Source organism: Acinetobacter calcoaceticus (genome assembly GCF_900520355.1).
In the GTDB taxonomy this organism is placed as follows: Bacteria; Pseudomonadota; Gammaproteobacteria; order Pseudomonadales; family Moraxellaceae; genus Acinetobacter; species Acinetobacter calcoaceticus_C.
Genome location: NZ_LS999521.1, coordinates 1,846,658 through 1,859,317 on the forward strand (window position 1 = coordinate 1,846,658; position 12,660 = coordinate 1,859,317).

The 12,660-nt window shown below is 40.0% G+C and carries 11 protein-coding genes; 6 read left to right on the forward strand and 5 right to left on the reverse strand.

All coding sequences use genetic code 11. The features are described from left to right. Window positions 1-360: 360 nt before the first annotated feature. Window positions 361-915: a TetR/AcrR family transcriptional regulator gene (locus tag AC2117_RS08850; protein WP_133973459.1), complete on the forward strand. Its 555-nt coding sequence runs from the start codon at window positions 361-363 to the stop codon at window positions 913-915. Between the two features lie 227 nt (window positions 916-1,142). After that, window positions 1,143-1,352, forward strand: a complete 210-nt coding sequence (locus AC2117_RS08855; RefSeq protein WP_133973461.1) for a hypothetical protein — start codon at window positions 1,143-1,145, stop codon at window positions 1,350-1,352. Between the two features lie 132 nt (window positions 1,353-1,484). Here AC2117_RS08855 and AC2117_RS08860 read toward each other — a convergent pair whose 3' ends face one another. The 3 genes from AC2117_RS08860 to AC2117_RS08870 form a co-directional block, all read right to left on the reverse strand. Then, on the reverse strand, window positions 1,485-3,068 hold the full coding sequence (locus tag AC2117_RS08860) for an aldehyde dehydrogenase (NADP(+)) (RefSeq protein WP_133973463.1): 1,584 nt from the start codon (window positions 3,066-3,068) through the stop codon (window positions 1,485-1,487). 16 nt (window positions 3,069-3,084) lie between these two features. Further along, window positions 3,085-4,872 (reverse strand): IlvD/Edd family dehydratase, encoded by a 1,788-nt coding sequence (locus AC2117_RS08865; RefSeq protein ID WP_133973465.1) that lies wholly within the window; start codon window positions 4,870-4,872, stop codon window positions 3,085-3,087. A gap of 87 nt (window positions 4,873-4,959) precedes the next feature. Beyond that, window positions 4,960-6,135 carry a fumarylacetoacetate hydrolase family protein gene (locus AC2117_RS08870; protein WP_133973467.1) on the reverse strand — a complete coding sequence of 392 codons (1,176 nt, stop codon included), beginning with the start codon at window positions 6,133-6,135 and terminating at the stop codon, window positions 4,960-4,962. A 111-nt stretch (window positions 6,136-6,246) separates the two neighbouring features. On the opposite strand from AC2117_RS08870, the gene AC2117_RS08875 reads away from it, so the two are divergent. The 4 genes from AC2117_RS08875 (at window position 6,247) to AC2117_RS08890 (ending at window position 10,662) form a co-directional block, all read left to right on the forward strand. Then, entirely contained in the window at window positions 6,247-7,182 is a 936-nt protein-coding gene (locus tag AC2117_RS08875) for a LysR family transcriptional regulator (protein WP_133973469.1), read from the forward strand. A 220-nt stretch (window positions 7,183-7,402) separates the two neighbouring features. Further along, entirely contained in the window at window positions 7,403-8,374 is a 972-nt protein-coding gene (gene denD, locus AC2117_RS08880) for a D-erythronate dehydrogenase (RefSeq protein WP_133973471.1), read from the forward strand. Between the two features lie 33 nt (window positions 8,375-8,407). Then, window positions 8,408-9,784, forward strand: coding sequence for an MFS transporter (locus AC2117_RS08885; protein ID WP_042896206.1), 1,377 nt, complete (start codon window positions 8,408-8,410; stop codon window positions 9,782-9,784). Continuing rightward, a complete protein-coding gene (locus AC2117_RS08890; protein WP_133973473.1) occupies window positions 9,784-10,662 on the forward strand; it encodes an NAD(P)-dependent oxidoreductase in 879 nt (292 codons plus the stop codon). Before AC2117_RS08885 ends, AC2117_RS08890 begins: the two co-directional genes overlap by 1 nt. An 85-nt stretch (window positions 10,663-10,747) precedes the next feature. On the opposite strand, the gene AC2117_RS08895 is transcribed toward AC2117_RS08890, so the two are convergent. Together AC2117_RS08895 and AC2117_RS08900 are read right to left on the reverse strand one after the other, a co-directional pair. Next, window positions 10,748-11,749, reverse strand: coding sequence for an NADP-dependent oxidoreductase (locus AC2117_RS08895; protein WP_133973475.1), 1,002 nt, complete (start codon window positions 11,747-11,749; stop codon window positions 10,748-10,750). Window positions 11,750-11,804: 55 nt separating this feature from the next. Continuing rightward, entirely contained in the window at window positions 11,805-12,608 is an 804-nt protein-coding gene (locus AC2117_RS08900; protein WP_133973477.1) for an oxidoreductase, read from the reverse strand. Window positions 12,609-12,660 lie beyond the last annotated feature (52 nt).

Genomic DNA, 12,660 nt, shown 5'->3' on the forward strand with positions numbered 1-12,660 from the left:
CTTTCGAGTGTGCTGGAGTTCAAACCAGTCCGTCAACCTGCTTCCGTTCTGCCACCATAATTTATAATGTTTCGGCAGAACTCCATACTTAAAGGAGTTGGCTTTGCACATTCATTATTTCTTGGCAGCCTTTGCCAAAAGCTATATCGACACAACTTAACCCATCTTTAAATGGTTTGATGGCCTTTAGGCTTGTCGAACTTTAAATCATTTCGTTTAAAAACTTAGCAACAATAAAACTTGAGATGTGCCAAGCACAGTCTTTATGGCTTTGCTACGCCTTTTTTCACCCTCAAAAGGGTCAAGGCTTTTTATATCTCATTTATATACAACAAAAATTTATTTTATAACGGTAAAACTATGCCACATTCAGATCTCCCATTTCGTGCTTTAAGTGTGCTTCATTCTGCAAGATATCTTTTTAATAAACATGGCTTTCACAATGTCGGGGTAGACCGAATTATTGAAGCAGCAAAAATCCCGAAAGCCACGTTTTATAATTATTTTCACTCAAAAGAACGTCTTATCGAAATGAGTCTAACCTTTCAAAAAGATGGTTTAAAAGAAGAATTACTTTCAATTATTTATGCTCAAAAAGACTTAACGCTAATTGAAAAACTTAGGAAAATATACTTTTTACATGCCGATTTAGAAGGGCTTTATCATTTGCCGTTTAAAGCTATTTTTGAAATTGCGAAAACACATCCAAAGGCGTATCAGGTCGTAATTGACTATCGAAACTGGTTGATCAAGGAAATTTATAATCTGCTTTTAACAACCAATGTAAATGCTTCAAAACAAGATGCCCACATGTTTTTGTTTGTGATTGATGGAGCAATGGTTCAGCTTTTAGACCCGAGTAAACCAGATGAACGGGAGAGGTTGCTTGAGTATTTTTTGTTGGGGTTGGGGTGAGAGAAAAGCATATTAATCTATGAATCTAAAATAAAATTTGTTTTATCAAGTAGTCAATGTAATTTATATTTTTAGAAAATTTAAATAAATGCATCTTTATTAGTCATATATTTTTATCTTCAATCATAAAATTTACAATGAAAGAAAATGTCACATGAAGTAGGTAGCCTTATAATGATAAGGATGTAAATTTAAAAATGAATCATATTAAAGAATGGACAATTAATATGGCTAATCAAAAAAGTGATCTACACCGGCAACAAGAGATTGATCAAGATCGCCAAAATAAACAGCAAGATCAACAATTCGAGCAAAACCAACAGGATCAACAACAGCAACAAAACCACCAATACCAACACCATATACCAAATCAACAGCGGCAACAAAACGTGAAAGATCAGAAAGATATACAGCGGCAAAAAGATCAGCAAAACTGATAAAACTATCGCAAATGTATAAAAAACCTCAATATCTCATTGAGGTTTTTTTATACGTATTTAAGCCGATTTCTTGTAGCAGAAAGCATCCTATAAATATCATGATTTTTTATTTAAGGAATATCCTTGTCCTTATTGGCACAGAGTATCTTTGGTCATCTCACCATTAACCAGCCTTAAAATCTGCAACGGGTTGCTGTCTTTCAAAGCCTCCGGCAATAAGCTTTGCGGATAGTTCTGGTAACACACCGGACGTAAGTAACGGTCAATTGCCAAGGTTCCAACGGAGGTGCCTCTGGCATCTGAAGTTGCTGGGTATGGCCCACCATGCACCATCGCATCACTCACTTCAACACCCGTTGGATAGCCATTTAACAGTAAGCGACCTGCCTTTTCTTCTAGTACAGGAACCACATCGGCAAACTCGGTTAAATCGGCTTCATCAGCAATTAAAGTTGCAGTGAGCTGACCGTTCATGCTTTGTAGCGCTTGAAGGAGCTGAGCTTTATCTTCAACTTCAATAATGACAGTTGCTGGCCCAAAGATTTCTTCTTGCAGAAGCTGGTCACCTGCAAGCAAAAGCTCAACATCAGCTTTAAATAATTGTGGCTGAGCCTGATTGCCTTGCTGGGTTTGACCCGCCAAATGTTCAATGCCTTGGTGCTCAGTTAAGTGTTCCAGACCTGCCGCATAGCTTTTTAAGGTTCCGGCATTCAGCATGGTTTGAGCAGGTTTGCCGCCCATAATATTGGTCAGATTACTAATGAGCTGACTAAATTCGGCTGACTTAATTCCCAAAATTAGGCCCGGATTGGTACAGAACTGACCACAGCCCAGAACCACTGAATCTGCTAACTCCTGTGCAATTTTTTCACCTCGGTTTTTTAAGGCTTCTGGCAACATCAGCATTGGGTTAATACTGCTCATTTCAGCAAATACTGGAATCGGTTGTGGACGTGCTGCTGCCATGTCACATAAAGCACGACCACCACGGAGTGAACCGGTAAAACCAACCGCCTGAATTAGCGGATGCTTAACTAAAGGTTCGCCCACACCATTACCGTAGATCATGTTAAATACGCCTTTAGGCATATTTGATTTCTCTACGGCACGTTCAATCGCTTGCGCGACAAAGTCTGCTGTGGCCATATGTCCGCTATGGGCTTTCACCACCACAGAACAGCCAGCTGCTAAAGCAGAAGCAGTGTCTCCACCTGCAGTTGAAAAGGCCAATGGAAAGTTACTGGCACCAAATACTGCAACAGGGCCAACACCGATTTTAATCTGGCGCAGGTCTGGGCGCGGTAGAGGCTGACGCTCTGGTAAAGCTGTATTAATACGGGCGCCTAGAAAATCTCCACGGCGCAACACTTTGGCGAACAGACGCATTTGTCCACTGGTACGGCCACGTTCACCTTGCAAGCGTGCAAGTGGTAAAGCAGTTTCTTGTGAAACGACCTCTAAAAAATCTGTGCCTAAAGCATCGAGTTCATCGGCAATGTTTTCTAAAAAGGTTGCACGCTGTTCAGGTGAAGTGTGACGGTAAGTTTTAAAAGCTTGACTGGCTGCGTCACAAGCCTGGTTCACTTCCTGTTCGGTTGCATGGTGAAACTCATAAGGCAGAGATTCGCCTGTCGTTGCATTCACACTTTTTAATAAGTTTGTACTTTGAGCACTGCGTGAACCGCCAATAAAGTTGTGTCCAATAATGTTCATAACGAATATCCTGAAATTAATGAGAGTGTCTTGGAAGATTATTTTGGTTGACCACACGCATGTATAACGTTGCAGGCTCTAAGCAGCCGCCCGTTGATAATTGGCCTACCATATTTCGATACATTTCTTGCCAAGGTGTTTGAGATGCAGACACAGTGGGTTGCCATTCCTGACGGCGTTTTTCTAACTCTTCATCAGAAATGAGTACATTAACGGAGCGATTATTTAGATCAATGCGCAATCGATCGTTAGTTTTTAATAACGCAATTCCACCGCCTACCGCTGCTTCTGGTGACATATTTAAAATAGAAGGGCTGGCAGAGGTTCCACTTTGACGGCCATCTCCTAAGCAAGGCAGTGAGTCAATTCCCTTTTTAATTAACTGTGCGGGTGGGGCCATATTGACAACTTCGGCACTGCCCGGATAACCGACTGTTCCAGCACCTCGAATGACCAAAATACAACGTTCATCAATTTCTAAAGCAGGGTCGTTAATTCGTGCGTGATAATCTTCGGGGCCTTCAAAAACAATCGCTCTTGTTTCAAAGCTATTTTCACTATTGGGGTCAGATAAATACGTTTTCTTAAATGCTTCGCCAACGACAGACATTTTCATAATGGCGCTGTCAAAGAAATTACCACTCAGCACAATAAAGCCTGCACCATGTTTAAGTGGCTGTTCATAGGGGAAAATCACATCTGCATTTGAGGTTTTTGCATTTCTAGCAATTTCACCCATTGTTTTACCACTGACCGATGCACAGTCTTCATGTAAAACACCTGATTTTTGTAATTCATGCATAACCGCAGGAACGCCCCCAGCGCGGTGAAAGCCTTCACCTAAATATTTACCCGCAGGCATACAGTTCACAATTAATGGAATATTTTCTCCCACGCGTTGCCAGTCTTCTAAACTCAGTTCAATGCCCATATGGCGGGCAATTGCAATTAAATGGGGAGGACAGTTACTTGATGCGCCTAGAGCAGACGCTACGGCAATAGCATTTTCAAATGATTGTTTGTTCATGATTTTAGATGGACGTAAATCTTCTAAAACCATTTCGCAAATTCTTTTTCCTGTCATATAGGCCATTTGCCCACGCTCGCGATACGGCGCAGGAATGCTTGCACATGTGGGTAATGACATACCCAAAGCTTCTGCCAAGGCATTCATTGAAAGTGCAGTGCCCATGGTGTTGCAATGCCCAACCGAAGGTGATGCCGAAGTCGTCATTTCCATGAAGCCTTCATAGTCAATTTCACCTGTTGCAAGTAAATTGCGTGCGTGCCAGAGCACTGTGCCAGAACCAATTAACTCGCCCTTAAAATGACCGTCTAGCATTGGACCACCAGATAAAACAATGGCGGGTAAATCTGTAGTCGCAGCTGCCATTAAACAAGCAGGTGTGGTTTTGTCACAGCCCGTTGTTAGCACCACACCATCAAGTGGATAACCATGTAATATTTCAACTAAACCTAAATAAGCTAAGTTCCGGTCGAGTGCAGCAGTCGGACGGCGCGACTGTTCTGCAATTGGGTGAACTGGAAATTCCATTGGAATACCGCCCGCATCACGAATGCCTGCTTTAACCCGTTCAGCCAGTTCTTTGTGATGGCGGTTACATGGAGTTAAATCACTACCAGTTTGCGCAATGCCAATAATTGGTCGGCCCGACTGTAACTCGGCACGGGTCAACCCATAATTCATATAACGTTCAACATAGAGCGCTGTCATGTCAGCATGTGTAGGATCATCAAACCATTCTTGGCTACGTAAAAAAATCCGTTTATCTTGATCATTCATTTTTAGATCCTTTCACTCATACTTTTTAAAATTTAACTTTTTCACGAAATGAATATTACAATTCAACTGATCGATAATACGTGAAAATTATAATAATTCTCGTTGTTTCAAATTACGCATTAATGCATTTATTCCAAAATTCCACGGCGTTGCTTTGTCGCTTGTCATGACGGTGTTATATAAAGTGCCTAATTTAGGTGAATGAATACGAACGACATCGCCGACCTTATGTGTAAAGCCTGCGCCAGCTTGTTCTCGATCTTGAGTAGGTGCAAATAGAGTTCCCAAGAACAACACAAAACCGTCTGGATATTGATGATTTTCATTGAGTGTTTGCTGGATTAAATCTTCTGGGTCACGGCTAATTTGTGACATAGAACTGATGCCATTGAGCACAAAGTTATCCGTACCTTGAATTTGCAGTTCAACATCACAAGCACGAATATCATTTAAAGAAAATGTCTGATCAAAAAGACGAATAAAAGGGCCAATTGCACACGAAGCATTATTATCTTTTGCTTTACTTAAGAGCAAAGCACTACGACCTTCAAAGTCCCGTAAATTAACATCGTTGCCTAAGGTTGCGCCTAAAATTTTACCGTTGCTATTTGCAACTAATACCACTTCTGGTTCTGGATTATTCCACTCAGACTTAGGGTGAATACCAATATTTTGACCCGTTCCCACGGCTGCTAAAACAGGTGCTTTGGTAAAAATTTCTGCATCTATTCCAATACCCACTTCAAGATATTGAGACCACATGTTTTGTTCAATTAAATATTCTTTCAGTTGTAGTGCTTTTTCTGAACCGGGTTCGATTGTTTTTAAATTATCACCAATCACATTTTGTACAACTTCACGGATGGATTGAGCTTTTTGTGCATCGCCACCAGCTTGTTCTTCAATCACTCGCTCTAACATGCTTGCGGCAAAGGTTACACCAGCCGCTTTAATCACTTGTAAATCAATAGGAGCTAAAAAATATGCTTTATTTGTATCTGGCTCAGCGATTGTATTTGCAAATAACTCATCAATTGACCCGATTAATTTCCCTTCAATTTCAGATAAAGCTTTTAAAGGATCTGGACTTTCAAGCAAATGAGAAATCGTGTGAAACTTCTCTGAAATATCAAAAACCTGATTACCTTTTAAAATGATAGGTGAAGGGCCGGCAATTTGATTTGGGATCCACGCACGACCAATTAAACATCCTTGGGTAGCATCGTCTGGTAATGAGTTCTGGGAATTTAAGGTAAAGTTCATTTAAAGCATCCTTCTTTTATTTGAAATCATGATATGTTTCTTATTTAATAAACACCAATCGTAATAATTTAATTATTAATAACGAAAAGTTATCGAAAAGGAATTTTATAAATGGCGGATTTGACTTACGCAAGCTTAAATAATTGGTTGAAATTCAAACATTTGGTTCTGCTTGAAACTTTAGCTCGAACCAATAATATGCATTTGGCTGCCGAGCAGATGAACTTAAGTCAACCTGCGGTCAGTAAAATGCTAAAAGAAATTGAAGGGTTGCTTGGTTTTCCTGTTTTTGAACGATTGCCCCGAAATATGCCAGTCACTGCTTTGGGTGAACATGTGATTCGCTATGCGCAGCGTGTTTTAAACGATGCAAAGCATTTCGTCGAAGACATTGAAATTTTACGATTGGGTGGACACGGTTTTTTAAAAGTTGGTGGTATCTTTGCGGCAACCGCTGTGGTGATTCCAAACTCAATTATTGAAATCAAGAAAAAATGGCCACTACTTTCTATCGATGTGGTTGAACAAACCAGTGACCATTTAATGGAAATGTTAAGCGAACATACTTTAGATTTAGCGATAGGCCGTTTTACCGATGTGACTCAAAGTCAGTTTTTCGATTTTCAACCTTTAGGCCCAGAGCCGTTTTGTATTGTTGTGAATAGTGAGCATCCATGTGCTCAAAAAAAATTCTGCACTTTAGAGGAGTTACTCAACTGGCCGTGGGTGCTTTATCCTAAAGGCACCCCAATTCGAGAGCGTATGGAAGGTGCATTTGCCCGAGCAAAAGTCAAAATACCTTTAAATACGGTGAATACCATGTCTATGCAGACCTTTTTACAGATATTAAAAGGCGCGCCAATGGTTGGAATGTTGCCAGAAGCGATGGTGATTGATCAGGTAAAAGAAGGGCAACTACAGATTTTAGAAACGGATTTGATTTTAGATGCACAAGATTATGGAATTTTGACACGTAAAGGTGAGCCTGTTTCTGACATTGCATCGGCATTTATCAACATTTTATTAAAAAACGCAAAACGTAAATAAAAAGATAGGCCTCAAATCAGTAAAGAATTTGGGGCTTTTTTTATTAAAAAATAAGAAAAATAACTGGCTATTGTTGAATTATATAAACATAAAACTGATATTAAAAAGTTATCAATATTTAGAAATTATTCATTGGAAATTATTGCTTGGACTCCTTATCGTTTAATTCACGATGATTAAAAAATTTTTAAGTGAATAAAAATTAGGAAAGGATCCCTGTATGAATGTACTAATCACTGGCGGAACTGGTTTTATTGGAAAACAAATTGCGAAAGAGATTCTAAAAACCGGTAGCCTTACTTTAGATGGTGCTCAACCTAAAGCCATCAATAAAGTTATTCTTTTTGATGCATTTGCTGGTGAAGATTTACCGCAAGACCCGAAAATTGAAGTTATTGTTGGTGATATTACCGATAAAACCACTGTGGCAAATATTACAGACAATATTGATGTGGTATGGCACTTGGCCGCCGTAGTCAGTTCAGCAGCGGAGGCTGATTTTGATTTAGGAATGGACGTTAACCTTTATGGCCTATTAAATTTATTAGAAGAATTAAGAAAAAAACAGACACGGCCACGAGTCATTTTTGCCAGTGGTTGCGCTGTATTTGGCGGTCAATTGCCAGAGGTGGTAACAGACGAGACAGTAGTTACCCCAAAGTCTTCTTACGGCATGCAAAAAGCGGTAGGCGAATTACTGGTGTCTGATTATTCAAGAAAAGGCTTTATTGATGGCCGTATTTTGAGACTACCGACCATTGTGGTTCGTCCCGGTAAACCAAATAAAGCAGCTTCTACCTTTTTTAGTTCAATCATTCGTGAACCGTTAAAAGGCGAAACGGCAGTTTGCCCCGTACCATCAGATACCCCAGTTTTTGTTACTTCACCACGGCGCTGTGTTGAATCGATGATTAAGGCTGCCACCATTTCAACAGATGTACTTCAAGATAATCGAATTATTCCCTTACCGGGATTAACAGTCACGGTTAAAGAAATGCTTGAGGCGCTTGAAAAAGTTGCAGGCAAACAAGCAACCGATTTGGTGCAATGGCAAGAAGACCAAACCATTCAACGTATTGTTAAAAGTTGGCCTGTTCAGGTGAAGGCTGAATATGCCGAATCTTTAGGTTTCCGAGCAGATGAAAATTTTGAAAGCGTCATTCAGGCACATATAGAAGATACCCAAAATTAATGGCAGTGATCGCCAGTTGATGTGAGAGTTATTATGGAAGATATCAAAAATGTAACTGCTCTCGAAGAGCAGACGATTAAGCGTGTTTCGAGTCGAATTATCCCGTTCCTCATTATTTTATTCATTATGGCATTTCTCGACAGAACCAATATTGGTTTTGCTGCGCTACACATGAATGATGCACTTGGTATTACTCAAACCATTTTTGGTTTAGGTGCGGGCGTATTTTTTCTTGGTTATTTTATTGCAGAAGTACCAAGTAATGTTTTACTTCATCGGTTTGGAGCAAGAATCTGGATTGCCCGAATCATGATTACTTGGGGAATCATTGCTGGACTTATGGGTTTTATCCATAGCGGTACTCAGTTTATTGTTTTACGGTTTTTACTCGGAATTGCCGAAGCGGGTTTCTTTCCGGGTGTTATCTTTTATTTAACTTTGTGGTTTCCTGCAAAATATCGTGCCCGCGTTTTCGCAACCTTCTATCTTGGATTGCCAATTGCTCAAATTATTGGGGCACCAATTTCGGTAGGCCTTATGCAATGGGGTAATACCATTGGCTATGAAGGCTGGCGCTTAATGTATATTTTGGAAGGTATTCCTTCAATTATTTTAGGATTAATCTGTCTAAAATATTTAACCAATAATCCTAAAGAAGCCGAGTGGTTAACAGCAGAGCAGCGTCAATGGTTAATGACCACGTTAGAGCGTGAAGAACGAGAGAAAGAGCAATCTACAGAAGTGGCTTTAACCAAAGGTGAAATGATTAAGCAAGTGTTTAAAAACCCATTGGTCTGGATTATGGCAGTTGTTTATTTTGGAATTACTTCTGGTTCAAATGCGATGTTTTTCTTTTTACCGAGTGTATTAGAGTCATTCCGCAATACCTTTGGTATGGAAATCAGCCTCATTCAAAATGGTTTACTCACCGCAATTCCATACGCTTTCGCGGCAGTCGGCATGGTTTTATGGAGCCGCCGTTCTGACCGTAAACAAGAACGTTATAAACATGGAGCTTGTGCTGCACTCATGGCTGCTTCCGCAATCGCTATTGCCTTAATTGTGAATCAGCCTTGGGCAATTATTGTAGGTTTTATTCTTCTTGCGATTGGTGTGTTTAGTGCAATTAATATTTTTTGGACCATTCCTGGGCAAACTTTAACAGGTGTAGGTGCCGCAGCCGGAATTGGGTTAATTAACTCGGTCGGCAACTTAAGTGGTTTTACTGGTCCGTATTTAACAGGTTATTTATATACAACCACTGGAACTTACACAGTGGCCTTTCTTGTGATTGCTGGATTTGTTGCAATGGGTGGTTTAGGGTTGTTGTTATTGGCTAAGTTAAAATCGAATAGCTTAAAAGCAGAACAACAACAATTCAAAGTTCGAACTGCGACGGAGATGAAATAATGGCGACCATCGGATTTGTTGGTACAGGCATTATGGGTTTGCCAATGGCCATGAACTTATTAAAAGTAGGGCATCAAGTTAAGGTCTGGAACAGAACTCCATCTAAAGCAGATATTTTAAAAGACGCTGGTGCAGAAGTTTGCAGTGAACTTGAACAAGTCGGACAAGATGTAGAGTTTTTAATTTGTATGCTCAGCGATGGAAAAACTTGTGATGAAATTCTGTTTAAAGAACACGGTGCCATCTCGCAGTTAAAGCCTGAAAGCACGGTCATTGTGATGAGTTCGATACCGGTAGAAATTGCAAAAAAACAAAGTGAAAAGTGTAAAGAAAGAGGTCTTAGATACTTAGATGCTCCTGTTTCTGGCGGAGAAAAAGGTGCTCAAAATGCAAGCTTAGCCATTATGGTTGGCGGTGAAGCTAAAACATTTTCACAAGCTGAAACTATTTTAAGTGCAATGGGACGACCAATTTTAGTGGGTGGGGCTGGCTGTGGTGAGCTTGCAAAACTCGTCAATCAAATGATTGTGGCAACCACCATTGCAACCGTAAGCGAAGGATTATTGCTTGCCAGTAAAGCTGGAGCTGACCCCGTAAAACTTAAACAGGCATTAACAGGCGGTTTTGCAGACTCTCCGATTTTGCAGCAGCACGGTGAACGGATATTAACGCGCAATTTTAAACCCGGAGGTACTGCTCGCACCCAATATAAAGATATTGATACCGCCATTAGCTACGCCAAATCACTTGAGTTGAATTTACCGATTGCTGAATTGGTCAATCAACTCTTTCAGAATATGGTTGGGGCGGGAGACGGTGAGCTTGATCATTCTGGTCTAATTCGTGAGTTAGAGCGAATGAACCATTTAGCTCTATAACCTTTTATAAATTCACTACGAATGGTTGAATAATCAAAATGTTTAATTAACCATTTGTAGTGTTTTTATCTTCACATCATCATGCTCAAAGTTCAGCTATTTTTAAAACAACTTTTCCTTTTGAACGGCCAGTATTTACATATTGGAATGCTTCCTTGATTTGAGCAAAGTCATATGTTTGGTCAACTATGGGTTTAATTTTTCCAGCTTCTACTAATTCAGTAATTTTTGAGAGCTGTTGACCATTCGGCTGCATAAATAAAAATGAATAGGTAATGCCACGTTTCTTTGCTTTATGGCGAATTGACCAGCTTAAGAGCGGGATAACACATTTTAGAAATCGGTTTGGATTAACTGCTTCTGCAAAAGCTTGGTCGGGTGGACCTGAAATACTAATAATACGCCCACCACGTTTAACCACATTCAGCGATTTCTCTAAAGTTTTTCCACCTTGCGTATCTAAAACCACGTCATAGTCTTTAAGTTCTTGCTCAAAGTCTGCCGTTTTATAGTCAATAATAATGTCAGCGCCTAGTTCTCTAACCCAACGAGTGTTTTTACCACTTGTTGTTGTGGCAACAATAGCTCCAAGGGACTTAGCAAGTTGAATCGCAATTGATCCCACACCGCCAGAACCTGCATGGATGAGCACTTTTTGTCCTGATTGAACTTTAGCAATTTCAACCAGTGCTTGCCATGCAGTCAATGCCACCAGAGGCAAAGAGGCCGCTAGTTCTATCGAAATATTTTTAGGTTTAAGGGCAAGTGAAGACTGCTGAACCACTGTATATTCAGCAAAAGCGCCGTTTAGATCGATCTTGGCATAGACTTCATCACCAGCTTTAAACTGAGTAACGTTCGATCCAACCTCTATAACTGTGCCTGCAAAATCACTGCCTAATATGAAAGGAAATTTTACTGGGAGAATTGCTTTAAATTCACCCTCTAAAACTCTTATGTCGAGAGGGTTGATACTCGCTGCATGCACTTTAACAAGCACAGCATCTTTTGACAGAGAAGGTTTTGGCTGTTCACCGACTTGTACATCATCAATATGGCCGTAACGGTTAATGTAGGCTGCTTTCATTTGGAACCTCTATTTTTTGAAATTTGTTTTCATGTTTTATACGTTTAAGTTTGCTCTAAACTTTCACGCTGCGTTGAATTAACTTGTCAAAAATCTTTGCAGGCGCAAATCGTCTTAAAGCTTTTAGTTTTTGTGCAGTTTTGCCTGCTGTGTAACGTGGTACCACATGTTTACTTTGAATCACCTCTAAAATTGCATGGGCAACAACGCTTGGCTCATCTGACTTATTCATTGAATGAATCATTTGTTGATGGAGCTTTTTACGAGCTTCATCATAAAAAGAAACTTTATTGTCGGCTTCAAGTAAATTCATTCCTAAAGACGTATTGGTATACGCCGGTTCAATCAAAGAAACACGAATGTTTTGAGACCTTAATTCATGGTCTAAAGATTCAGAATAACCCTCAAGTGCATGTTTAGACGCAGAATAAAGTGCGCCAAATGGCATAGGCACAAGTCCAAGAATTGAACTGATATTTAAAATAAGTCCTGATTTTTTCTGACGCATGTGTGGAATAACTGCGCGAGTCATTCGAACGGCACCAAAAAAGTTAGTATCAAAAATAGCCTGTGCTTGCTGCATTGAGCTTTCTTCAGCGCCAGCGGGTGATATTGCAAAACCAGCATTGTTAATTAAGACATCAATTCGACCTTCATTTGCAATTATTTTTTCAATGGCCTGCATTACCGACTCGTCTTGGTTCACATCTAACTCAATAAGATGAAATTTATAGTTTGATGAATTTTTTGTTTGTCGGCTTGTGCCATAAACAATAAATCCTACCTCATGTAAAAGGTCGGCGGCTGCTAAACCAATACCAGACGATGCACCTGTAATGAGAACCACTTTGCTGGTCATATCATGTTCCTTACTTAAACTTTGTCGCCTGAACGAGTGAATTCCGGCTTGA

What these genes read in the sequence shown, in the direction of transcription:
- AC2117_RS08850 (WP_133973459.1), top strand. Translation starts at nt 361, where the DNA reads ATGCCACATTCAGATCTCCCATTTCGTGCTTTAAGTGTGCTTCATTCT.
- AC2117_RS08855 (WP_133973461.1), top strand. Translation starts at nt 1,143, where the DNA reads ATGGCTAATCAAAAAAGTGATCTACACCGGCAACAAGAGATTGATCAA.
- AC2117_RS08860 (WP_133973463.1), bottom strand. Translation starts at nt 3,068, where the DNA reads ATGAACATTATTGGACACAACTTTATTGGCGGTTCACGCAGTGCTCAA.
- AC2117_RS08865 (WP_133973465.1), bottom strand. Translation starts at nt 4,872, where the DNA reads ATGAATGATCAAGATAAACGGATTTTTTTACGTAGCCAAGAATGGTTT.
- AC2117_RS08870 (WP_133973467.1), bottom strand. Translation starts at nt 6,135, where the DNA reads ATGAACTTTACCTTAAATTCCCAGAACTCATTACCAGACGATGCTACC.
- AC2117_RS08875 (WP_133973469.1), top strand. Translation starts at nt 6,247, where the DNA reads ATGGCGGATTTGACTTACGCAAGCTTAAATAATTGGTTGAAATTCAAA.
- denD (WP_133973471.1), top strand. Translation starts at nt 7,403, where the DNA reads ATGAATGTACTAATCACTGGCGGAACTGGTTTTATTGGAAAACAAATT.
- AC2117_RS08885 (WP_042896206.1), top strand. Translation starts at nt 8,408, where the DNA reads ATGGAAGATATCAAAAATGTAACTGCTCTCGAAGAGCAGACGATTAAG.
- AC2117_RS08890 (WP_133973473.1), top strand. Translation starts at nt 9,784, where the DNA reads ATGGCGACCATCGGATTTGTTGGTACAGGCATTATGGGTTTGCCAATG.
- AC2117_RS08895 (WP_133973475.1), bottom strand. Translation starts at nt 11,749, where the DNA reads ATGAAAGCAGCCTACATTAACCGTTACGGCCATATTGATGATGTACAA.
- AC2117_RS08900 (WP_133973477.1), bottom strand. Translation starts at nt 12,608, where the DNA reads ATGACCAGCAAAGTGGTTCTCATTACAGGTGCATCGTCTGGTATTGGT.